The sequence below is a fragment of the Qipengyuania sp. Mu-71 genome, from assembly GCF_036867055.1.
Taxonomy (GTDB): Bacteria; Pseudomonadota; Alphaproteobacteria; order Sphingomonadales; family Sphingomonadaceae; genus Qipengyuania; species Qipengyuania profunda.
Genome location: NZ_JBAJHR010000001.1, coordinates 1,005,612 through 1,027,477, shown reverse-complemented (window position 1 = coordinate 1,027,477; position 21,866 = coordinate 1,005,612). Strand labels below are relative to the sequence as shown.

Here is a 21,866-nt window from a genome sequence, read left to right as displayed (position 1 = left end):
CAGCAAGCCTTTGCGCGCAATCGACAAGCTTGAGAGCCGCACGATCCGGCGCATCCGTAAACGTCGAATTAGCAAATGCTATATTATGGCATAGGGGTGTTTTGGCGAAGCATCCTGAACGGCCTTGGCGGGCCGGGCATTCCCGCGCATCTGCGGGACGACTTCACCATGCTCACTGCCCACCACATGATCGGCCAGGCGCGGCTGCTGTTCGCCGGCTTCATCCTCAGCCTGCCGGTGGTCGCCTATGGGGCGAGCCCGGGTGCGGGGCCGCTGGTCGCCTACGGGCTGCCGCTGGTGGTGCTGGCGCTTGCCACGCTCTGCCTGATCCTGCTGGCGCGCCCGATCGATTTCGACACCTCGACCACGCAAGATGCGCGGCGGGTCATCGCCACGGTGTGGAAGCTGTGCCTGCTCTCAGCCGCGGTCGGCAGTGTTTGGTGCATCGCCAGCTGGGCAAGCGCGCCGGTCGAAACGCGGATCTACTACCCCGCGATCATGTCGCTCGGCGCGCTGATGCTCGGCTATTGCCTGACCGCGGTGCGCGGCATCGGCCTGTCGGTGCTGCTGGTGACGCTGGGCCCGGTGGCCGCCGCGCTGGCGAGCACGGGTCAGGTGATGGACGCGGTGCTGGCCACCGCAGTGGTCATCGCGGTGGGATTCCAGCTGCTGATGATGCGGCGGCACCACCATTTGCTGCTGAGCCTGGTCGAGGAACGCTACAGATCGGCCGAGCTGGCGCGGCACGATCCGCTCACCGGCCTCGCCAATCGCCGCGCGCTGATGGAGCATTTCGAAGGCTTTGCCGAGCGCGGCCGCGCAGTGCGGCTGATGGTGGTCGATATCGACCGCTTCAAGAATATCAACGACCGCTTCGGGCACGATATGGGCGACGATGTGCTACGCGCTTTCGCCGAACTGCTGGCGATTCATGCGCGCGGCGAGATCTGCGCCGCACGGCTGGGGGGCGAGGAGTTCGCGCTGCTCGCCAGCGCCGACACGCTCGACCCGGCGATCGCGCTGCAGGTGCTGGGCGAAATCCGCGGCGCCTACATGCCGCATGGCGAACAGATCACTGCGAGCATCGGGGTGGCGGATGCGGTGGTGGCCGGTCCCGAGGACTGGACCGCGCTCTATGGCGAGGCCGATCGCGCGCTTTATCGCGCCAAGAACGAAGGCCGCAACCGGGTCATGTCATTCGATGCAGAGGCGGCGTCCAGCGCCCAGGTCGAGGCCTTGCGCGCACGCCGCGCCTGACTCGGGGGGCGCCGATCAGCTGGGGTTCACGCCCGCTGCGTGGTCCTGGACCAGCTCATACGCCTTGTCGTACCAGTCGTTGCCCGGATAGTTCGCCCCGAGCACCGCGGCATATTTCACCGCTTCGGCCGGAATCCCCAGCGCAAGGCTGGTTTCGGTCAGCCGGTACAGCGCTTCGGGCGCGTGGCTGGTGGTCTCGTAATTGTCGACCACGTTCTGGAAGCGGATCTGCGCCGCGATCCACTTGCCCGAGCGTTCGTAATGCCGGCCGATCTCCATTTCCTTGCCCGCGAGGTGATCGCGCACGAGGTCGATCTTGAGCCGCGCGTCGGCGGCGTAATCGCTGGTGGGGAAACGGCGGTTGATCTCGTTGAGCGCGGTCAGCGCCTGGTCGGTGATCTTCTGGTCGCGCTGCACGTCGCTGATCTGCTCGTAATAGCTGAGCGCGATCAGGTAGAAGGCGTAAGGCGCGTCCTTGTTGCCCGGGTGGATCTGCAGGAAGCGCTGCGCCGCCTGGATCGCCTTGTTGTAATCCTGCGCGACGTAATAGCTGAACGAACCCATCAGCTGCGCCCGGCGCGCCCAGGGCGAATAGGGATGCTGGCGCTCGACCTCGTCGAACAGCGCGGCGGCCATTTCGGCCTGGCCGTTGTCGAGCCGGCGCTTGGCCTCCCAGTACAGCGTTTCCACGTCGCGCGCGACATAGGCGGTGTCGCGGGGGCCGTTGTCGCGGCCCGCACATCCGGCGGTGAGGAGCGTCGCACCCGCGAGCGCGGCGCCGAGGATGAGCTTGGGGGTGGAGCGGGTCTGGGTTGTCATGGGAAGCAGCCTATAACCAGCGTCCCGATGAACGCCAAGTGAAGTTCGCGCCGCTGTCCCCCGAGGGCTATTGTGCGCTGGAAATTTCTTCGGGCGCATCCCACAACAGGTGGCGGTTTTCGAGCATCACCAGATTGGCGCTGCGGATCACTTCGCCCTTGGTGCGATAACCGAGCAATTGTTCGGCCTGCGTATCGGGATTGCTCGTCAGAACGCGCAATTCCTCCGAGGTGAAATCGCTCAGCCCGCGGGCACGTTCGATGCCCTTACTGTCGTAGATATGGAGCACGTCGCCGCGCGAGAAATCTCCGGTCATCGAGATCACGTCGCCGCGGCGGATCGGGCGATCGCCCCCCAGCCCCGAGGCGGTGGTGTCGGAAATCACCAGGCTGCCCGCCATCTGCAGGCGGTTGGCGATCCAGCTGTCCCAGCCCGACAGCGGATTGGGATGCGGGAGAATCTTGGTCGAGCGGCGCGTCTGCGCCAGCACGCTAGAAACCGGACGATCCGCCTCGCCCTGCGCGATCCAGGTGGTGACGCCCGCTTCCTGCGCCATGTTGGCGGCCAGCAGCTTGGTCTCCATCCCGCCCGTGCCGAGCGTACTCTTGCCTTTGGTCGCGTCCATATACAGGCTGACATCCTCGACTTCGGGCACGAATTGCGCCTCGGGATCGTCGGGATTGCGGTCGTAGAGGCCGTCGACGCCAGTGAGAATCACGAAATCGTCCGCGCCGACCATCTGCGCGACCTTGGCCGCCAGCCGGTCGTTGTCGCCGACACGGATTTCCTCGGTGGTGATGGTATCGTTCTCGTTGACGATCGGGACCACGTTGGACTGGAGCAGGCGGTGCACGGTGTTGCGCGTGTTTAGGAACCGGCGGTGATCCTCGAAATCGCCCAGCGTGAGCAGCACCTGGGCAATCTCGAAGCCAAACTCGTGCCCGACCTGCTTATAGGCATTGAGCAGCAGCGGCATACCGCAGGCGGCGGCGGCCTGCTTGTCGGATACTCCGGCGCTTTCGGGCGTTTCCCCGATGATGCGCAGTCCCAGTGCGACCGAGCCCGACGAGCACAGGATCACATTGGTACCTTCGGCGCGCAACTGGGCAATGTCTTCCAGCAGGCGCTGGAGGAAGCCATAACGCGGAGTAAGGAGCTGTTGGTTGGCGAGGAGGGCCGAACCGATTTTGACGACGATGTTTCGTTTTTGGGTCATATTTTTCGAATGTTGCGTAGGCTTGAAATTTCTCGAGCACAATATAGATAGTGGTTGTGCACTGCACAACCGCCTTTTTGAAAATACCGGCCTAACAAGAATAAGATCGTATTTGGTATAGTTAAGGCAGTAAGCTTCCAGGAAGCTCTTCTTATAGTCAAGTAAGCACAAGATTACACAAGAGCCATGGCGCTCGGAAACGGATTTTAGTCATTATAAAAACTGTTTGCATTGTCGGATGCGGAAAAATGGGCTCCGCTTTACTTTCGCAATGGGTCGAGGGGCCCGAAAGGATCACCGTGGTCGATCCAGCGGGTAGCGATGTGCCCGAAGAGGTCACTCTCGTCACCGACCGCGAACAGATCGCCGACAAGCGATTCGACTGCATCGTTGCCGCGGTGAAGCCACAGCTGATCGATGACATCATGGCCGATTATATCGAGCATCTGGCGCCGGGAGGATATGTCCTCTCGATCGCCGCCGGCTATTCGGGGCCTCGCCTCTCCAAGCTGATGGGTGATGCGCCGGTCATCCGCACGATGCCCAACCTGCCCGCCGCGATCGGCCGCGGCGTCAGCGGCATCTGCCCCGGCCCGCATGCCAGTTCGATCCATGTCACCCATGCAGAAGCGTTCATGCGCCGCGCAGGCGCAACCATTACGGTCGGCAGCGAAGACAAGCTCGACAAGGTGACCGCCGTGGCTGGTTCGGGCCCCGGCTACGTCTTCGAGATTGCCCGCGCTTATGCCGAAGCGGCCATGGCGCAGGGTTTCGACGAGGACGAAGCGCGCGACATGGTGCTCGGCACGATCGGCGGCGCGATCGCCATGGCCAGCGAACCGTCGGCGCCCAGCCTTGAGGAATTGCGCAATTCGGTGACCAGCAAGGGTGGCACCACTGCCGCCGGTCTCGGCGCGCTCAATGCAGATGGTGGCCTTTCCAAGCGCCTGCATGATACCTTGCAGGCAGCCTACGACCGGGCGGTCGAGTTGCGCTGAACGCCAGCGACTCCCGCCCCGAAACGCGATATATGAGAGATACTATGACCGACCAGACACTCGACCCGCAATTGCATATCCACGACCTCGGCCAGCGCGCGCGCAAGGCAGCTCGCGGCCTGCTGTCGGCCAGCACCGAGGCGAAAAACACCGCGCTGCGCGAAGCCGCCAAGGCGCTGCGCGACCGCACGCCCGATCTGCTCGAAGCCAATGCCAAGGATGTGAAGAGCGTCGAAGGCAGCAAGCCCGAAAGCTTCATCGACCGTCTGCGCCTGACCGAGGAGCGGATTGCGGGCATGGCCGGCGCGCTCGAGGAAATCGCCGAACTGCCCGACCCCGTCGGTCGCCAGCTGGCGACGTTCGAGCGGCCCAACGGCCTCACCATCGAACGCGTCGCCGTGCCAATCGGCGTGATCGGCATGATTTACGAATCGCGCCCCAATGTCGGCGCCGATGCCAGCGCGCTCTGCCTCAAATCGGGCAATGCGGTTATCCTGCGCGGCGGCAGCGAAAGCCGCTATTCGACGCGCGTGATCGTCGATTGCATGCGCGCCGGGCTGAAAGCTGCCGGACTGCCCGAGGACGCGGTGCAGACGGTCGGCACGACCGACCGCAATGCCGTCGCCGCGCTGCTCAAGGCCGATGAATTCGTTGATCTGGTGATCCCGCGCGGCGGACGCGGGCTGGTCGAACTGGTCCGCGACCAGGCCAGCGTGCCCACGCTGCTCCACCTCGACGGCAATTGTCACAGCTATGTCCACGCCGCCGCCGATCTCGACAAGGCGGTCAAGGTGATCCGCAATGCCAAGCTGCGCCGGACCGGCGTGTGCGGCGCGACCGAAAGCGTGGTCGTCGACCGTGCCGTGGCAGCGGATTTTATTCCCAAATTCGCCGACACGATGGGGGCGGATTGCGAACTGCGCGGCGATGCCGATGCGGTGGCAATCGACGGCCGCTTGAAGCAGGCGACCGAGGAAGACTGGAATACCGAATATCTCGACCCCATCGCGAGCGTGAAGATCGTCGATGGGCTCGATGAAGGTATCGCCTGGGTGGAAGCGCATTCGAGCCACCATACCGATGCGATCCTGACAGAAGACGATGATGCCGCGCGCAAGTTCATGACCAGCATCGACAGCGCCATCGTGATGCACAATGCCAGCACGCAGTTCGCCGATGGCGGCGAGTTCGGCATGGGCGCGGAAATCGGCATTGCGACGGGCAAGATGCACGCGCGCGGGCCGGTCGGCCTCGAACAATTGTGCAGCTTCAAATATCTCGTCCACGGCGACGGCCAGATCCGTCCGTAAACATCCCGGCCGCTCCGGCGGCTGCGTCGAATTAAAGCCTCCCCGGTGCCCTTGTCGGTATCCGGGGAGGTTTGCGTTTGGACCGCCTACCGGATCTCGCTGGCTGCGGCGACCGCCGGGTCGAACACTTCCTGCGGCACGTGCACCTCGACATTCTCATAGCGGTAAACGGGGATCGCCGGTTGCACGGGTCCCGGGTCGGGCGCGTACCAATCAGCGCTGTTCGCCGCCGGTGCCGCGGGCGCCGCGCCGGTCCGTTCGCGCAGGATTTGCTGGCCCTGCCGCGCGCCGTTTGCATCCATCCCCGCCAGCCGCGTGACCGGCCCGTCCTCGCCCATCGTCGAAGCGACGACCAGCAATATGCCGCCTGCCATGCACAGCGCGAATTTCTTGTCCATCATGGGTGCTTTCAAGCCGTAGGGTTGCCCCTCGCCTAACAGGAATTGGCCGCCAGATTCTGCGTATTGGTCAGGTTCTGGTTGGTCCGTTCGCGCACGTTGAACGCGCTTTCGTAACGCAGCTCGAGACCGTTGGCGACGATGCTCGGGAGGATCCGCGGCGTGTAGCGGTAGGACACTTCGGCAAACATCACCGCGCTGCCTTCGGCGGCCTTGATCTTGCTCGCCGTCGAGCCCAGCCCATCGCGCAGCGAGCCGTTGGTGCGTCCCGCATCCTGTGCGCCGTAACGCGGCGCGGCAGACAGCGAGCCGTAGCAGCGCTGCCAGTTGATCATCTGGCCTGCCTGGCCGCCGGTCCTGCCGTTCGGTTCGAGCGAGGACAGGATCACGCGCCCATTGGTGGCGAAATCGACTCCGCGCCCGACCTGGTCGGCACCCGCGAACACTTCGTAGATATCGGCCTCGTCGATCCCCTGGCGCACGCGTCCGGCATTGTCGGCCACCGAAATCGCGATCTGGCTGATGCGCATGTGGGCCATCACCAGATTGATTACCTCGAGCCCGCCGAACAGCAGCGTGACGAAGATCGGCAGGGCGAAGGCGAATTCGGTCAAGGCGATCCCGCGCCGCGAACGGATCAGGGCGCGGATGAAGCGCCGCGCCGAAGAGGGTGTTTTCCGGCTCATACGCACACCGTCGAAGGCACTTTCTGCGCCGCATAAGGCTGGTTGCGGACCGCCGCGGTGGCATAGATGTGATAGTCGGGCGTCGTGTCGATGAATTTGTGGATCGGGAACAGCCGGGGCATGCTCAGCCGCACTTCGTAGAACACCACATCGTCCGCCCCGCCGACGCCGGTCCGGCCCGCGCTGGTATCGTAGGCCCCGTTGGCATTGAGATCGACGAAGCAATCGCCCAGGTCGTATTGGCCGTTCGAATTGTAATCGGTGACCAGCTTCTCGCTGCGGCCGATGCCTGAGAAATCGTAGAAATTGCGCATGGTGATCTGGTAGGTGGCGCCGCGCGCGATCACGTCCGAACGCGTCTGGATCGCGCAGCCGATCTGCTCCTCTACTGTGTCGCCCGTGCAGTTGAAGGTCGGCCCCTCGAGCGAACCGGTCCGCGCGACATCGTTGAGTGCACCCTGGATGACCGAGCGGAGATAGGCCTGGTAGCCGAGGTCCAGCCCGCCGATCAGGAACAGCAGCAGCGGCGTCAGCACCAGCGCGAACTCGACGATCGCCGCGCCCTGCTCGTCCCGCCGCAAGCGTTTGACGAGGCCCCTCATTGGGTCAGCCTCAGCGCGCCGATCTGGTTGCCGATCTGGCGGAACTTGCTGATCAGCGCGGCGCGGTCGGCGACGGTCGACGCCTGTCCGGGGCTGCTGGCACAGCCGCTCAGATTGGCAGTGAGCGCGGTGTCGAAACCGATGACCCACAGCGAGGCGCCGAGGTTCTTGGCCGCGTTGCAGGCCATGCGGAAGCGCTGCTCATGGCGCGCCAGCTGGTTCGAACAAGTGCCCGAACCGGTCGTGCGCATGTCGTTCTGCTCGACCCCATAAGCGGTATAGACGTTGCAATAGGCGGTCTGCGCGCCATCGGTCATGAAGATCACATGGCGGTTGCAGGGCATCGAGTTGTAATAGTCGCAGCCATCGCCGAACACGCCGCCGGTGGAGATGAACCGCGCGCCCCAGATCATGCCGATGTCGTGATAGGTCCCGCCGACGGTCTGCAGGCCCTTGACGTAAGTGTCGAGCGCGGTGCGGTCCCATTCGGCGAGCCGGCGCGCCTCGGTCGGGCAAGCCCAGTAGCCCTGGCTATAGGCATAGTTCTTGATCCAGCCGGTGGTGTTGGCGGCATCGGCATTGGAAGTGGTCGAGGCGGTGCCCGCACTGCGGGTGAAGATCAGGTCGGGCAACATCGGGCGCCAGCGCGTCGCGTCGCTGCCGGGGATCAGGTCGATGTCGAGATCCTTCGCGCCAGACGGGATCGTCATGCTGGTCCCGCCGTCGATGCCGGTGGTGGTGTCGCGTTCCTCGATACAGCCGTTCCACACCGCATCGGCCGTGCTCACCCCGGTACCCACTGCGGCGAGCTGCTGCGCATTGTAGCTCCCGCCCGGCGCGGGCACGGTGCCCGCCGCGCTGGTGGCGAAGGTCAGCTTGCCGCCCGGCCGGATATAGTCCGACGTGTCGTACTCCACCTGGCGATAGGTCCAGTTGCTGAAGGCCTTGGTGCCGCTGTCCTTGTAGGTCGTGGTCTCGACGCTTTTCCAGCGGCGGCAGCTGCGATTGGTGCCCGAGGTGTCGGGCGCATTCGACCAGCCCCAGTTCTGCGACTGGTTGTAGCTGTTGCTCGACGACGTCCCCTGGTAGCGGGTCACCGTCGTCGCGCTGGGCGGCGGCCCCCCTCCGCTGGTGTTGGGCGCACCCACGTAATTCTGGCATTCGCTGTTCGACAGGCTGCCGTTATAGACCTCCCACGACCCGCTCTGCGTCGGGGCATTGCTGGTATAGACCGCCTGGTTGAAGTTCGCCACGCGCGAGGGGACAGTCACGTTCGAGCGCATGTAGCCCGCGTTCTGGCCATAGACGAGCCGGCCGACATTGACCGTGCTCGAATAGGGCACCACGCCGTAGCGCAGCCGCAGACCCTGCGCCTGGAGCTGCGCCTGCGTCGGCGCGAGTTCGTCATACAGCGCCAGCACCGCGTCCTGCAGCGCCGCGATCTTGGTCGAGCCGCTGATGCTTTCGGCCATCGAGCCGGTGACATCGAGCACCAGCACGATATCGGTGTTGACGAAATTGAGCGAGGCATCGCAGCTGACCGAGACGGGGAGCGAGCCGAAGCCGAACAGGTTCATCACCACCGTCGGGATCGTCGTCTCCGCCGCCACGCGGACCACGCCGGGGCCCGAGCGGCTGATCACGGGCGTGAACCCGGCGGTGCCGTACAGCCCCTGCGGGAAGTTGAAGCCGAAGAAGTCCTTGCCGGTGGCCTCGACCTCGCTCGACAGCGCGTCGTCCTTCATCACCCGCCGCGCGGCGAGGCTGGCGGCGTCGCACGCGCTCTGCATCTTGCTCTTGGCCATATAGGCGCGGCTGAGGTCGACCCCGCTGCCGATCATGATGGTCAGCGGCACCAGCGCCGCGCCGACGATGGGCAGGACGTTACCCCGTGTATCCCGCGACAATTGCGCGAGCAGACGACACAGCAAGGCCATCGGTCAACACTTTCGAAATGGGGTTGGACCCGGCACCGATGTACCGCCCCCGCCTGATCGTTATCGTGACGAGGTTAAGATTCGGTAAGCGGGAGGAGGATTTTGTTTCTTTTGAGCCTCAGGCGCCGGCGGCTGCATTCGCAGCCTTAGGCTATCCTCGCTCACGCGACCTGAAGGTCGCATCGCTGCGGGCGGCCAGTCGGCCTTGCCTCGCCTGCGGCTCGGGATCATCGCGATCCGCTATCTTACCGCGCAAGTCCCGGTCGCGACCAGCGAGCGGCAAGGGCGACCGCCCGCCCGCAGCGGGTGCAGCTTGCTGCACATCTAGCGAGGACGAACCCGCGGATGCGGGTTCGCAAAGCAAAAACTCCTCCTCCTCCCCCTCCCCCTCTCCCCCCTCCCCGAATTTTCCTACACGCGCCAAATCTGCTCCATCCCCGCAGATGGACGACCCGAACCCCGACCCCAACCCCACCCAACACCCCCACACCGCGCGCGGCACGTTGCCCGCATTCACCCCCGTCCCGCGCCTGCGCGAGCGGTCGAACGGGTGGAAGCCGCAGGTCCAGCGCGCCTTTATCGAGGCGCTGGCGGATACCGGCAGCGTCGCCAGCGCCTGCCGCCAGGTCGGCCGCGCCGAGGTCGGCGCCTATCTCCTGCGCCGCCATCCCGAGGCCGCCAGCTTCCGCGCCGCATGGCAGGCCGCGCTCGATCTCGGCATGCAGCGGATCGAGGATGTCGCGATGGACCGCGCGCTGAACGGGGTCGAGGTGCCGGTCTATTCCTATGGCAAGCTCGTCGGCAGCCGCACGGTGCATAACGACCGGCTGCTGATGTTCATGCTGCGCAACCGCGCGCCCGAGCGTTTTGCCGAAGGCAAGCCCAAGGGCCTCAATGCGGTGGGCAAGATGGAGCTCGAGCGGCTCAAGAAGCAATGGCGCAAGGAATGGGAGGCCGAGCGCAACGCCGCCGCGGGCGAGGAAGAGGCCGAGACGCTGCGCTCGCTCAACACCAAGCTGAACGCGTCCTACGAGAACTGGTACGCCCAGCTAAGCCCCCGCACCCGCGCCGCGTGGAAGGAGTACCGGCGGCTGGAGGCGCTCGACCGCGAGGAAGGCTACCTCTGCTACGACGACCCCGAGCACGAGCTCTACCAGGACCCCGAGGCGCAGTGGGACGAGGTGGACGAGGCGATGCCGTTACCGTCGCCGGAGAGGAGCGCGCGGGAGGCGCCGGAGGAGCCAGCCGAGGACACGGGGCCTCGCTGTCGGTCGATCAAGGATGAAGGGTGGGATTGAGGGCGCATATCCCGCACTTCCTGCGGTTCGCCACGTGCTAACAACCTTGCGCTAGCACGCGAGGCGCAGCCGAGTGCAAGCGTGACCGCGCGCCGCGGCTTATGCCGCGTAGCCAAGGGGCGCGGATGCGCCCCGCCCGGCGCTTGAGGGCGCAAACAAAAAACGCGTCACTCGGAATGACTTCACGGAACAGGGCTGAAGCTACGCATCGAACCCGTGAAACTCCCGATGCCACGACAGGAACTTAGGATGCGGACGATAGGACTCGATCTCCGGCGCCTTGAGCTTGCCCGTGGGATTGATGATCGCCTCGACACCCTCGCGATCATTGACCTTGCGGTGTACGATGATCTCAAGATCATCCCTGAAACCAATCAACCCACGGTCTAACATCCAATGCGCCGTGCCTGACAGCGCAAGGCCATTGCGCACGCTATCAGGGCCGCCATGCTCGACCGGGCGGATATGCGCAGCCTGTGCTTCCAAGCGGCCACCGCCATTGACCAGCTTCCAGCCAGTCACCGCGCAGCGGCCATCATAGGCGTGCATCACCGCGCGGCGGAACGCGCGGTCGCGGAATGGCTTGGAAACGAGTGACTGAACGATGGGCCGTTCGATTTCGAACGGGGTTTGCGGCTCATGGAGAAGCTTATCTTCGACAATCTCGTCATCGCTGCGAGGCAGGAAGTCCTCATCCGGCAAGCCGAGCGATAAGATGCGCGCAAAGTCCGAATGCGAAAGCGGTCGGACGGCTGCTTGGGCGCGACCAGAGATGTTGCCGGCCTCATTAAGAATGCCCTGCTCAACCTGTTCGCCATTCACGATATGCGGAACGGTCGGCTCGAATGGCAGATAGCTGCCCGCTTCGATAATCGCGCGATAGCGGTCTGATTCATCCGGATCAGGAATGATCCGCTCGACCTTAGCCACGGCGAAAAAGCCCTTGGAGTTCGGAATCTTGACCGGCTCGCGATAGACGATCCAGTCGCCGACCATTTGCTGTGCTCGGCTGAGATAGCTTTTCGGAAACTGGTAGTGCACTTCTGGGATGTCGTCATAAATTGACCCATCCTTGTGCATGAAAACTCCGAAAGCCACCTTCAATTTACGCTAAGCGGCACATTGCGAAGAACTATCCCAAAGCTTTGGTACATTCAAGTTCTCACTTAGATAAACAAGTTCTTTTGCAGTTCGATGCTTACCTGCACTATACAAAAGCTCTACGACGTGTGGCGAAAAATCTTTGTAAATGTTACGAATTTCATCAACAGCATCGTATGATACGACCCAATTCTTAGTCTTACATTTCAATATCGCATTTTGAATCTCAACATGATCAGAATGATTATAGAAGTTTCTATAAAGCCGCTGACCTTTTTCGTAATATGGTGGATCTATGTAAATGAGTTCTCCCCGAGTCGACTTGGTCAGGCAATCAAGTGCATCCTCATTCGTAACTTCAATTTTTTCTGAAAAGCGCGCAAGCCGCATGATGTTCGCTATCAACGCATCCGCGTTGAACCGCGCATCGATCTTCCATTTCCCGGTTTGAGCATAGCCGCCAATCGGGCCCGCACCTGCAATAATTCCCGAACGGCTGGTTCGATTTAAGAAGAATGTCGCGAAAGCGAGCTCTGGATTTCCAAAGCCTGTGGCGTCATCATAAATACGACGCTGTCTCTGCCATTCCTCAACCGACATGGAACAACTGGCAATTCGACGGCACAGATCATCCGGATCCGAAACCAACTGCTTCCAAAAGCTGGCAACACCAGCATCGATATCGTTCAAGACAATTTTATCGACGTAACCGTGGCAAAGGAGCAAGATTGCCAGTCCAGCGCCGCCGGCAAACGGCTCACGATAACCGCAGCCGAGCAAACTATTATCCTCGATAAGTGCTGTAAAAGCAGTGAAGAATTTCGCCTTTCCGCCAGGATAGCGTAGTGGGGAGACGATCTTCATATGTGCTTCTTAACAAACGGATCAATTGAGTTTCGAGCGGCTAGAGTTCTGTCGCGATGAGGAATTACGTTACCATGTACGCCGAGGTTCAAATAGTCCAAATGATCTTTCTTGAAATTTTTGAGTATTTTTTTGTCTGGTTTTGATAGCTGAACTGCATTACTCAAACATAGGTCAAGCGACTTTTCCAAACTTAGCTGAACGTCGTTTTTGTTTGCATCGTTCTCATCAATTATGTGCTTTAACAAGGCCTCAACAACGCTCCGAAGGAGAGATGTTGCAGAAGCCGGATAAGAATTTGCACTTAGTCGGCCAGCCTCGTACATTAGCTGCTCAAGAAGGCCGCTCTTGATTGTGACATCGTACTCAAAAAGAGCATACTTTTTTGGTGAATACTTCGATTTCGAATCTTCGGAAGGGTCATCGCCCTCTTTGTCCTGACCATTCTCGTCCGAGGCTTCGTTACCACTATCGGACGATTGTCCTCCCTCCTCTTCACCTGCCTCATCATTCGACTGATAGTCGGAGAATACGGCATCCCAATCGGATGTGGCTTTCACATTCGCGTCTTCATCTAGAAGCATTTTCCATATTAGATGTTTAAATTTGCTCTTCGATTCAGAATCTTTAAAATCAACGGAAACGTTGGTTCGGTCGATAGTCATTCCGATTGCGCTACGGTGGCCGCTTGTCTGGAGAAACCTGATCGGCGGATTGAACTGTAGCTTTGGGTCCGTAAGCTTTTCTCGCTCAGAAGGCGTCCAGTCCAGCTTCAGTGCTTCGAGATATATCAAATATTCAATCAGATAGTCTCGAACATCCGACTTCGATATTTCAAAGGTTCGCGACAGGGAAAGGAGTTTCTCTCCGTCCTTCCACCGCTTGTATATCGCTTGGCGATTTCCAAGATACTTCCAGCGTTCTTTTTCGCCACGGCCGAAATGAGCTCGCGCGACTATCTTGTCGAGTGATGATCGAGATGGAGCTATCGTAACATCGACGACGCGCAACGTATCCGCAAATTCATCTGAGATGTCAGGAACCTTATCGGCATACTCAGCCGGGGCAGTTAGCTCACCTGTCAGGAGCTTGTATGAGGCAACTCTTCTATTGCCTTCGATTACGATGTATCGATTTTTTGATTTTGCTTTGATTACATACGGCTGCTCGGCGCCACGGTTTTTCCCCTCAGCGACGATCTTACTGATTAAATCCGCAAGTGCCTCGTGCTCGAAGAGATAGTCTACTATTTCGGTTTCAGATGTGAAATCAGCGTCGCCCACAAGACGTGGGTTCTGACTATCCAAATCTATGGATGCCAGCGGCAATTGTTCATAGGAGAATTTTGAAAACATTCTTGGACCCCCCGCCCGTCAAAGGCAATGTCCAGATATTTCAAGTGAAGTCAAACATTCAATTCTCTCCCATCCGCAGCGCGGCGATGAAGGCTTTCTGTGAGATCGATACGTTGCCGTACTCGCGCATCCGGACCTTACCCTTCTTCTGTTTCTCGAGCAGCTTTTTCTTGCGCATGCCGCCGTCGCACTTGGCGCTCACGTCCTTGGGCATCGCGGCGATGGGCCTCGCAAGGCCCCCGACCCTACCCCTTCTTCCGCTTCTTCCGCGCCGCATATTTCGCATCGCGCGCGGCCTTCAGTTCGGCTTCGGTCGGGGCGGGCACCGCGTCGGCTTCGGCCTTGGCCTTGGCGGCGGCCTGCTTGTCGGCCTTGGCCTGCGCGATCGCGGCGCGCTTGGCGGCGCTCTTTTCGGCGATGGCGGCTTCGCGCGCTTCCTGCGCGGCCTTGCGCTTGGCAATCGTCGCCTCGTCGAGCTTGGGCGCGTCGGCCAGCTTCTTCAGCGCCTGCTCGCGCGCCTTCTGCGCCAGGGCGAGGCGGTCTTGCAGATTGGGGTCCTTGTATCCGGACATAAGCGGTAATCTTTTCTGGTTGGCCGGCGGGGTGAGCCGCGAGCTGATGGGGGCTGGACAGCACTGGCGCCGGGGGCGCGGGCCTATTCCTCGCCCATGCGCAGCGCGGCGATAAACGCCTCCTGCGGGATACTCACATTGCCATACTCGCGCATTCGGGCCTTGCCCTTCTTCTGCTTTTCGAGCAGCTTTTTCTTGCGGCTGATGTCGCCGCCATAGCATTTGGCGGTCACGTCCTTGCGCATCGCGGCGATGGTTTCGCGCGCGATCACCTTGCCGCCGATCGCGGCCTGGATGGGCACCTTGAACAGGTGCCGCGGGATGAGGTCCTTGAGCCGTTCGCACATGCCGCGCCCGCGGCTTTCGGCGACATCGCGGTGGACGATCATCGACAGCGCATCGACCGGTTCGTTGTTCACCAGGATGCTCATCTTGACGAGGTCGCCCTCGCGCAGGCCGATCTGTTCATAGTCGAAGCTGGCATAGCCGCGGCTGATCGACTTGAGGCGGTCGTAGAAATCGAACACCACTTCGTTGAGCGGGAGTTCGTAGGTCACCTGCGCGCGGCCGCCGACATAGGTCAGGTCGACCTGGATGCCGCGGCGGTCCTGGCACAGCTTGAGGATCGAACCGAGATATTCGTCGGGCGTGTAGATCACCGCCTTGATCCACGGCTCCTCGATCTGCTCGATGCGGCTGGGATCGGGATAGTCGGCGGGGTTGTGCAGCATCAGCTCCTGCGCCGGGTCGGTCCGCGACTTGTTGAGCTGGATGCGGTAGACCACCGAAGGGGCGGTGGTGATCAGGTCGAGATCGTATTCGCGCGTGAGGCGTTCCTGGATGATCTCCAGATGCAGCAGACCGAGGAAGCCCGCGCGGAAACCGAAGCCAAGTGCGGCGCTGCTTTCGGCCTCGAAGCTGAAGCTGGCATCGTTGAGCCGCAGCTTGCCGATGCTTTCGCGCAGTTTCTCGAAATCGGCGGCATCGACGGGGAACAGCCCGCAGAACACCACCGGCTGGACTTCCTTGTAGCCGGGCAGCGCCTTGTCCGCCCCGCCCTTCACCGTGGTGATCGTGTCGCCGACGCGCGCCTGCTCGACTTCCTTGATCTGCGCGGTGATGAAACCGATCTCGCCCGGACCCAGTTCGGGCAGGTCGGTGCGCTTGGGGGTGAAGCAGCCGACGCGGTCGATCAGGTGCTGCGTGCCGCCCTGCATGAATTTGACATTGAGGCCCTTTTTGATCGCGCCGTCGATCACGCGCACGAGGATGACCACGCCGAGATAGGGGTCGTACCAGGAGTCGACCAGCATGGCCTTGAGCGGCGCGTCGCGGTCGCCCGTGGGGGGCGGGATGCGCGCGACGAGCGCCTCGAGCGTGTCCTCGATGCCGATGCCCGATTTGGCGCTGGTGAGCACCGCGCCGCCCTCCTGCCAGGTGCCGGTGGCCTCGATGCCGACGATTTCCTCGATTTCCTCCGCGACGCGCTGCGGTTCGGCGGCGGGGAGGTCGATCTTGTTGATGACGGGGAGGATCTCGTGGTCGTGCTCGATCGACTGGTAGACATTGGCGAGCGTCTGCGCCTCGACCCCTTGCGCCGCGTCGACCACCAGCAGTGCGCCTTCGCACGCGGCGAGGCTGCGCGAGACTTCATAGGCGAAATCGACATGGCCGGGCGTGTCCATGAGGTTGAGCTCATAGGTCTCGCCATCCTTGGCGGTGTAGTTGAGGCGCACCGTCTGCGCCTTGATCGTGATCCCGCGTTCCTTCTCAATGTCCATGTTATCAAGGACTTGCTCGGACATCTCGCGATCGGTCAGCCCACCGCAATGCTGGATCAGCCGGTCGGCAAGCGTCGACTTGCCATGGTCGATATGGGCGATGATACTGAAATTGCGTATTTTTGTGAGATCGGTCATACAAACTGCTTAAACGGAAAAGGCGGCACACGCAGTGCCTTGCGCGCGCCTTAGCCGTGGGAGGCTAACTCGCCAAGCACCGTATCCTCGCGGGGTCAGTAACCGGTGCCCGGTTTGGGAGTCCCCACCTCGACCTCGACGAACTGCTTCGGCGTCCCCGCACCCTCCTGCTCGCCCATGATCAGCGAATAGGGATCGTCCGGCAGCGCGGCCAGCGGACGCCCGGCGGCTTCGATCTGATAGGGCGACACGCGGTGACGCGTACATAGCCCCTCGGCCCCGTCGCTGATCAGCGGGTTCTCGAACTCGACGCCCTGCAGCGCTCCCTTCGAACGCCGCACCGTTGCCACCGCCAGCTGCCCGCCGCCGAGATCGAGCACCACCTGCGTGCCCAGCGGGACGTCGAGCAGGCCCTCGATCATCGCCCCCGTCTTCGACAGGTTGCGCATCACGACCTTGTAGCGATTGTCTTCATGGATCAGCCCGATCCGGCGGAATACCGTCTTGCGCGCAGCGCGATATTTGGCCGGCCCCCGCGCTTCGTAGGTCAGTTGCCCATCGGCCAGCCGCTCGAGGAAATCCTCGTTCGGCATCGCGCGGGCGAAGATAAAGCCCTGGACCAGCGTTGCGCCGCGCTGGGTGACGAGTTCGAGCTCGTCCTTTGCCTCGACCCCCTCGGCCACCGTTTCCATACCCAGCGCATCGGCAAGCCCGACAATTGCGGTCAGGATAGCGGCGTTGTTGTTGCCTTCCTCGGTCGCACCGCGAACGAAGCTCTGGTCGATCTTGATTTTGTCGAACGGCGCAGTGCGCAGGTAGCTCAGCGAGCTGTAGCCGGTACCGAAATCGTCGAGCGCGAGTTTGACGCCCAGTTCCTTGAGTTCGGCGAACATCGCCTGGACGCGCCCAGTATCGCCGAGGAATACGCTTTCGGTGATCTCGAGTTCGAGCCGCGCTGGATCCAGTCCGCTGTTGGTCAGCGCATTCCGGACGGTCTGCGCAAAATCGTCATGCGCGAACTGCATTGCCGAGACATTCGCTGCGACACGCAGATCGACGGGCCATTGCTTGGCGTCGCGGCAAACCTCGTTGAGCGCCCACTCACCCATATCCCTGATGATGCCCATATCCTCGGCGACCGGGATAAAGACCGCGGGCGGGATATCGCCATGCTCGGGGTGATCCCAGCGCATCAGCGCCTCGCAGCTCTCGACCTTGTGGGTCTTGGCGCAGACGAGCGGTTGGTAGTGCATCGAAATCTGGCCATTGGAGATCGCGTCGCGCAGATCCTCCTCGACCTGGCGGCGATGTCTCGCCCCATCCTTCAGATCGCTCGAATAGAACCGGTACTGGCCGCGCCCGCCGCCCTTGGCTGCATAGAGCGCCAGATCGGCCGCGGTGACCAGTTCCTCAGTATCGAGCCCGTCATAGGGCGCGATCGCGATGCCGATCGAGGCCCCGATGATCGCGCGCGCGCCATTGATCGAATAAGGCTGCGACAGCATCTGGATAAGCCGTTGGCCAAGTTCGCCGAGCGCGCCGCGATCATCGACATCGGGCATCACAATCTGGAATTCGTCACTGCCCAGATGACCGATTTCACCCGCGCTAGCGACAATCCGCTCAAGCCGCGACGCGACCTGCTTGAGCAGCTCGTCGCCGGCCTGATGGCCCAGTGTGTCGCTGACCTGCTTGAACCGGTCGAGGTCGAGCGTCAGCAGCGCACAAGCGCGTTTGGAGTTGCGATAGGCCTTGAGCGTCTCGGTCAGGCGCGTGGTCAGGCGATGGCGATTGGCCAGTCCGGTCACGGGATCGAATTGCGCCAGCCGTTCGGCGTCGAGCCGGCTTTCGCGACTGGTAGAGATGTCCTTGGCGCTGCCGCGGTACCCTGTGAAACGGCCCTTGTCGTCGAATTGGGGTTTACCGGCGATTTCCCACCAGACTTCGTCCTTGGTAAAGGCCAGGCGGACATTGAGCTGGCTGATCGAGTTGCGCGCGCTCAGCAGGAAGGCGAGCGGGCGCTGGGGCTTGTTGGGGTCGTCGGCCCGTTCGGGAATGAACAATTCGCCCAGCGGTTTGCCGATCGCCTCGCCATCGGACCAGCCGAGCTTCTCGGCGGCATTATCGGACAGATAGATCAGGCGTCCCTGCGCGTCGGTGGCCCAGAACCAGCCGAGTCCCGCGGCCTCGAAACTGTCGAGCAGTTCGACCCGGCGGACGGCATCGGAAGCGGCGATTGGGCGCAGCGGTGCCTCGTCCGACGCTGCATCCTCATCCGCCGTTGCCCGCACCGATCGCGAGAAGAACCCTGCCATGTGTATTGATGCTCCGATTGATTGCCCACGGGTGCAGTCCGGCGCCCCCCGGCGAAGGTCAATCATACCAAATGTACCTTAACAGGCGGCTAACCATAGTTTTCGGGGGATTATGGCCGCCCACATCGGGTTGCCAGCCAGCGGGCGCGCGTGCATGGATTGGCGGTCTTGTGGGAGAAGGACATGCGGCACATCGCGATCGTGGGGTCGGGCCCGGCGGGCTATTACACGGCCGAAGCGGCGGTCAAGAAATGGGGCGAGGACGCCCGCATCGATGTGTTCGACAAACTCCCCGTGCCCTTCGGACTGATCCGCACCGGGGTCGCCCCCGACCACCAGTCGATCAAGGCCGTCGCGCGGCGCTACGAGAAGACTGCGATCGGCGATACGGTACGTTTTGTCGGCAATGTCGCGGTGGGCGAAGACATCACCATTGCCGAACTGGGCGAGCTTTACGATGCGGTGGTGCTGGCCACCGGCGCGCCGGTCGACCGCGCGCTACCGATTGCCGGGGCCGAAGCGGACAACGTTATCGGCAGCGCGGCCTTCGTCGGCTGGTACAATGGCCATCCCGAATTCGCCGCGCTCGGCCCGCAGCTATCGGGCAAGCATGCAGTCGTGATTGGCATGGGCAATGTCGCACTCGACGTCGCGCGGATCCTGGCCAAGACCGCGAGCGAGTTTGCCGGGTCGGATATCGTCACCCATGCGCTCGACACCCTGCGCACCAGCAGTATCGAGACGATCACCATCCTCGGGCGCCGCGGCCCGCACCAGATCATGATGACGCCCAAGGAGCTGGGCGAACTCCTGCATCTCGAGCGCGCGCGGCCGCGGGTCGATGAGGCTGACCTGCCGCCGGTCGATGACGACGCCGTGCTCGAGCCGGGCCAGCGCAAATCGGTTACCCTGCTACGCGAATTCGCCGCCCTCCCCGCCGAGGCTGCGGAGGAAAAACCGCTCACCATCGCGTTCGATTTCTATGCCAGCCCGCAGGCGATCCTGAGCGACGATGGCAAGGTCGCCGGTGTCGAGGTCGAGCGGACGACGATCGAAGCCGGCCGCGCGGTGGGCACGGGCGAGACCTACCGCCTGCCCGCTGATTTGGTGGTGACCTGTATCGGCTACCAGACCTCCCCGATACCGGGGGTGCCCTTCGACGAGCGCGCCGGCCGCTTCGCCAATGACGAGGGGCGGATCGGACCCGGCCTTTACTGCGTCGGCTGGGCCAAGCGCGGACCCAGCGGCACGATCGGCACCAACCGGCCCGATGGCTATGCGGTGATCGATGTGGTGGACGCGGACATCGGCGCTGGCTCGGACAGAGCCGGACGCGACGGGTTCGACCAGCTCGCCCGCGAGCGCGAACTCGACGTGGTGACCTTCCGCGACTGGCAGAAGATCGAGGAAGCCGAGATCGCGGCCGCCCGTGCCGGTGCGCCGCGCGAGAAGTTCGTCGATATCGCCAGTATGATCGCTGCGCGCGGAGAATAAGCCGCGCTTGCCTAATTCACCTCGCCGCAGCATGAACCACCGCGGTCGCAACTATAACGATAAGAATATCAGCGGAGAGACCCTCGAACATGACCAGGCTCGACAGCAAAGCTGCCCGGCACTCCGGCGGCTGCGGCCACCGTGACCAATCGGTGCGGGAGATTTCGGTCTCCTTGCGCCCCAAGGACAGATCGTCGGGGAGCCCCAGCTAGGTGGCCGGCGACCCGGCGCTGGCTGCCAATCCGCTCTCGCATCAACATATTCGCCCGACCTCCGGCGAAGGCGGCGCACTGGGCCGAACCGGCTTTGCGTGGGCGGTCTTCGAATGGGCCCGCAATCCCTATTACGTCCTCGTCGTCATCTACATTTTCGCGCCCTATTTCGCGCGCGACATCATCGGTGCGGATTTGCTGGCCAGCGGGACGCTCGACACGATGGAGCCCGAGGCGGCGCTGGCTGCGGCCAATGCGCAAGGCCAGGCAACGATCGCCTCGGTCACCAAATGGGCCGGGATCATCGCCGCGCTGACCGCACCCTTCCTGGGCGCGGCGCTCGATCGCGGGGGACGGCTCAAGCCGATACTGGTCATTTTCCTCGGCTCGATCGCAATCTGCTCGGCGCTGCTGTGGTTCGCCATGCCGGGCGGTGCGGGCCTGCCGGTGCCGATGATCATGGCGCTGCTGGTCATTGCCTATGTCAGCTTCACCTATTCGGAGGTCACCCATAACGCGATGCTCAGCGTCGCCGGGGAGCCGCGGCGGCTGGCCATGATCTCGGGGCTCGGCCTGGGCCTGGGCAATCTCGCCGCGACGTTGATCTTCATCGCGATTGCGCTGTTGTTCGTGCTGCCCGCGATGATCGGCTGGCCCTTCGCGGTTCCGCAATTCGGCGTCGATCTGGCGAGCTTCGAGCATGCCCGCATGGTCGGCCCGATCTGCGCGGTCTGGCTGGTGCTGTTTTCGATCCCCTTCTTCCGCAACGCCCGCGATACGGGCGTCCCGGGGGCAAGCTGGATCGCGGCGTTCCGCGATGGCGCGCGCAGCGTCTGGCGCACGGTGCGCGAGGCGGCGCAATACCGCCAGCTGATGACATTCCTCGTCGCGCGCATGTTCTATGCCGATGCCATGGCCGCGCTGCTGGCGCTTGGCGCGGTCTATGTCGCGCTGTTCCTCGGCTGGAATTTCCTCGAAATGCTTTGCTACGCGATCTTTGCCAGCGCCTGCGCCTTTTGCGGCGGGATTTTCGGCGGCTGGCTCGAGGGCAAGGTCGGCGTGAAGCGCGCGCTGGCGCTGGAAATCCTCGCGATGATCGTCGTCGGGTTGGTCCAGCTCAGCATTACGCGCGACAGCCTGTTTCTCGGGCTGGTCGAGAATGTCGTGGTGTGGGACGGGCTGGTCTTCCGCACGCTGTCCGACCTCGTCTATCTCGGGCTGATCAGCGTCATCGCGGTGACCGCCACGGCCAGCATTTCGTCGAGCCGGAGCATGCTCGTCACCCTCGCCCCGCCGGGGCGCAGCGGTGAATTCTTCGGCCTCTATGCGATCGCCGGGACGATTACCGTGTGGATGGGGCCGCTGCTGGTCGAACAGTTCACGCTGTGGTCGGGCGACCAGCGGATCGGGATGACGTCAATCCACCTGCTGTTCGTCATCGGCCTCGCTGCACTGCTGACAGTGAGGATGCCCGACCGGGCCGCCTAGTCTGCGCTGGACTCATCGGTTGCAT

Annotated in this window: 18 protein-coding genes and 1 pseudogene; 6 read left to right on the top strand and 13 right to left on the bottom strand. The window is 62.6% G+C overall.

Going from position 1 to position 21,866, the window contains the following annotated elements; all coding sequences use genetic code 11:
* Positions 1 to 96: 96 nt before the first annotated feature.
* A complete protein-coding gene (locus tag V6B15_RS05125) occupies positions 97 to 1,257 on the top strand; it encodes a GGDEF domain-containing protein (RefSeq protein WP_334200280.1) in 1,161 nt (386 codons plus the stop codon).
* Positions 1,258 to 1,272: 15 nt separating this feature from the next.
* Here the strand turns inward: V6B15_RS05125 and V6B15_RS05120 are convergent, their stop codons facing one another.
* On the bottom strand, positions 1,273 to 2,076 hold the full coding sequence (locus tag V6B15_RS05120; RefSeq protein WP_334200279.1) for an outer membrane protein assembly factor BamD: 804 nt from the start codon (positions 2,074 to 2,076) through the stop codon (positions 1,273 to 1,275).
* A gap of 67 nt (positions 2,077 to 2,143) precedes the next feature.
* On the bottom strand, positions 2,144 to 3,292 hold the full coding sequence (gene proB, locus V6B15_RS05115; protein ID WP_334200278.1) for a glutamate 5-kinase: 1,149 nt from the start codon (positions 3,290 to 3,292) through the stop codon (positions 2,144 to 2,146).
* Positions 3,293 to 3,495: 203 nt separating this feature from the next.
* Between proB and V6B15_RS05110 the strand changes: the two genes are divergently transcribed.
* Both V6B15_RS05110 and V6B15_RS05105 read left to right on the top strand, forming a co-directional pair.
* Complete coding sequence (locus V6B15_RS05110) at positions 3,496 to 4,290, top strand: pyrroline-5-carboxylate reductase family protein (RefSeq protein ID WP_334201327.1); 795 nt, start codon at positions 3,496 to 3,498, stop codon at positions 4,288 to 4,290.
* Between the two features lie 44 nt (positions 4,291 to 4,334).
* A complete protein-coding gene (locus tag V6B15_RS05105; protein ID WP_334200277.1) occupies positions 4,335 to 5,600 on the top strand; it encodes a glutamate-5-semialdehyde dehydrogenase in 1,266 nt (421 codons plus the stop codon).
* 86 nt (positions 5,601 to 5,686) lie between these two features.
* Here V6B15_RS05105 and V6B15_RS05100 read toward each other — a convergent pair whose 3' ends face one another.
* The 4 genes from V6B15_RS05100 to V6B15_RS05085 are packed head-to-tail and all read right to left on the bottom strand — an operon-like array spanning position 5,687 to position 9,223.
* Entirely contained in the window at positions 5,687 to 6,001 is a 315-nt protein-coding gene (locus V6B15_RS05100; RefSeq protein ID WP_334200276.1) for a hypothetical protein, read from the bottom strand.
* 32 nt (positions 6,002 to 6,033) lie between these two features.
* Complete coding sequence (locus V6B15_RS05095; RefSeq protein ID WP_334200275.1) at positions 6,034 to 6,684, bottom strand: TadE/TadG family type IV pilus assembly protein; 651 nt, start codon at positions 6,682 to 6,684, stop codon at positions 6,034 to 6,036.
* Positions 6,681 to 7,286, bottom strand: a complete 606-nt coding sequence (locus tag V6B15_RS05090; protein WP_320180060.1) for a TadE/TadG family type IV pilus assembly protein — start codon at positions 7,284 to 7,286, stop codon at positions 6,681 to 6,683. Before V6B15_RS05090 ends, V6B15_RS05095 begins: the two co-directional genes overlap by 4 nt.
* Positions 7,283 to 9,223, bottom strand: a complete 1,941-nt coding sequence (locus tag V6B15_RS05085; RefSeq protein WP_334200274.1) for a TadE/TadG family type IV pilus assembly protein — start codon at positions 9,221 to 9,223, stop codon at positions 7,283 to 7,285. Before V6B15_RS05085 ends, V6B15_RS05090 begins: the two co-directional genes overlap by 4 nt.
* Before the next feature lie 443 nt (positions 9,224 to 9,666).
* Between V6B15_RS05085 and V6B15_RS05080 the strand changes: the two genes are divergently transcribed.
* Entirely contained in the window at positions 9,667 to 10,521 is an 855-nt protein-coding gene (locus tag V6B15_RS05080) for a hypothetical protein (protein WP_334200273.1), read from the top strand.
* Between the two features lie 201 nt (positions 10,522 to 10,722).
* Here V6B15_RS05080 and V6B15_RS05075 read toward each other — a convergent pair whose 3' ends face one another.
* The 7 genes and pseudogenes from V6B15_RS05075 to V6B15_RS05045 form a co-directional block, all read right to left on the bottom strand.
* Positions 10,723 to 11,601: an HNH endonuclease gene (locus tag V6B15_RS05075; RefSeq protein ID WP_334200272.1), complete on the bottom strand. Its 879-nt coding sequence runs from the start codon at positions 11,599 to 11,601 to the stop codon at positions 10,723 to 10,725.
* A gap of 30 nt (positions 11,602 to 11,631) precedes the next feature.
* On the bottom strand, positions 11,632 to 12,486 hold the full coding sequence (locus V6B15_RS05070) for a DNA adenine methylase (RefSeq protein WP_334200271.1): 855 nt from the start codon (positions 12,484 to 12,486) through the stop codon (positions 11,632 to 11,634).
* Positions 12,483 to 13,841 carry a hypothetical protein gene (locus V6B15_RS05065; protein WP_334200270.1) on the bottom strand — a complete coding sequence of 453 codons (1,359 nt, stop codon included), beginning with the start codon at positions 13,839 to 13,841 and terminating at the stop codon, positions 12,483 to 12,485. Before V6B15_RS05065 ends, V6B15_RS05070 begins: the two co-directional genes overlap by 4 nt.
* A 58-nt stretch (positions 13,842 to 13,899) precedes the next feature.
* Positions 13,900 to 14,064, bottom strand: a pseudogene (locus tag V6B15_RS05060) (hypothetical protein); the annotation flags it as partial.
* Positions 14,065 to 14,086: 22 nt separating this feature from the next.
* Positions 14,087 to 14,413, bottom strand: coding sequence for a DUF6481 family protein (locus V6B15_RS05055; RefSeq protein ID WP_320180054.1), 327 nt, complete (start codon positions 14,411 to 14,413; stop codon positions 14,087 to 14,089).
* 83 nt (positions 14,414 to 14,496) lie between these two features.
* The gene (gene lepA, locus V6B15_RS05050) at positions 14,497 to 16,332 is read right to left on the bottom strand and encodes a translation elongation factor 4 (protein ID WP_334200269.1); all 1,836 of its coding nucleotides are present in this window, start codon (positions 16,330 to 16,332) and stop codon (positions 14,497 to 14,499) included.
* Between the two features lie 95 nt (positions 16,333 to 16,427).
* Complete coding sequence (locus V6B15_RS05045; RefSeq protein WP_334200268.1) at positions 16,428 to 18,647, bottom strand: EAL domain-containing protein; 2,220 nt, start codon at positions 18,645 to 18,647, stop codon at positions 16,428 to 16,430.
* A gap of 183 nt (positions 18,648 to 18,830) precedes the next feature.
* Here V6B15_RS05045 and V6B15_RS05040 point away from each other — a divergent pair, with 183 nt between their 5' ends.
* Positions 18,831 to 20,141, top strand: coding sequence for an FAD-dependent oxidoreductase (locus V6B15_RS05040; RefSeq protein ID WP_334200267.1), 1,311 nt, complete (start codon positions 18,831 to 18,833; stop codon positions 20,139 to 20,141).
* 212 nt (positions 20,142 to 20,353) lie between these two features.
* Positions 20,354 to 21,841 carry an MFS transporter gene (locus V6B15_RS05035; protein ID WP_334200266.1) on the top strand — a complete coding sequence of 496 codons (1,488 nt, stop codon included), beginning with the start codon at positions 20,354 to 20,356 and terminating at the stop codon, positions 21,839 to 21,841.
* The last annotated feature ends 25 nt before the right edge of the window (positions 21,842 to 21,866 follow it).

Bases quoted from the DNA above. Each gene is read 5' to 3' on its own strand.
- V6B15_RS05120 (WP_334200279.1), bottom strand. From the start codon at position 2,076: ATGACAACCCAGACCCGCTCCACCCCCAAGCTCATCCTCGGCGCCGCG.
- proB (WP_334200278.1), bottom strand. From the start codon at position 3,292: ATGACCCAAAAACGAAACATCGTCGTCAAAATCGGTTCGGCCCTCCTC.
- V6B15_RS05105 (WP_334200277.1), top strand. From the start codon at position 4,335: ATGACCGACCAGACACTCGACCCGCAATTGCATATCCACGACCTCGGC.
- V6B15_RS05100 (WP_334200276.1), bottom strand. From the start codon at position 6,001: ATGATGGACAAGAAATTCGCGCTGTGCATGGCAGGCGGCATATTGCTG.
- V6B15_RS05095 (WP_334200275.1), bottom strand. From the start codon at position 6,684: ATGAGCCGGAAAACACCCTCTTCGGCGCGGCGCTTCATCCGCGCCCTG.
- V6B15_RS05090 (WP_320180060.1), bottom strand. From the start codon at position 7,286: ATGAGGGGCCTCGTCAAACGCTTGCGGCGGGACGAGCAGGGCGCGGCG.
- V6B15_RS05085 (WP_334200274.1), bottom strand. From the start codon at position 9,223: ATGGCCTTGCTGTGTCGTCTGCTCGCGCAATTGTCGCGGGATACACGG.
- V6B15_RS05080 (WP_334200273.1), top strand. From the start codon at position 9,667: ATGGACGACCCGAACCCCGACCCCAACCCCACCCAACACCCCCACACC.
- V6B15_RS05075 (WP_334200272.1), bottom strand. From the start codon at position 11,601: ATGCACAAGGATGGGTCAATTTATGACGACATCCCAGAAGTGCACTAC.
- V6B15_RS05070 (WP_334200271.1), bottom strand. From the start codon at position 12,486: ATGAAGATCGTCTCCCCACTACGCTATCCTGGCGGAAAGGCGAAATTC.
- V6B15_RS05065 (WP_334200270.1), bottom strand. From the start codon at position 13,841: ATGTTTTCAAAATTCTCCTATGAACAATTGCCGCTGGCATCCATAGAT.
- V6B15_RS05055 (WP_320180054.1), bottom strand. From the start codon at position 14,413: ATGTCCGGATACAAGGACCCCAATCTGCAAGACCGCCTCGCCCTGGCG.
- lepA (WP_334200269.1), bottom strand. From the start codon at position 16,332: ATGACCGATCTCACAAAAATACGCAATTTCAGTATCATCGCCCATATC.
- V6B15_RS05045 (WP_334200268.1), bottom strand. From the start codon at position 18,647: ATGGCAGGGTTCTTCTCGCGATCGGTGCGGGCAACGGCGGATGAGGAT.
- V6B15_RS05040 (WP_334200267.1), top strand. From the start codon at position 18,831: ATGCGGCACATCGCGATCGTGGGGTCGGGCCCGGCGGGCTATTACACG.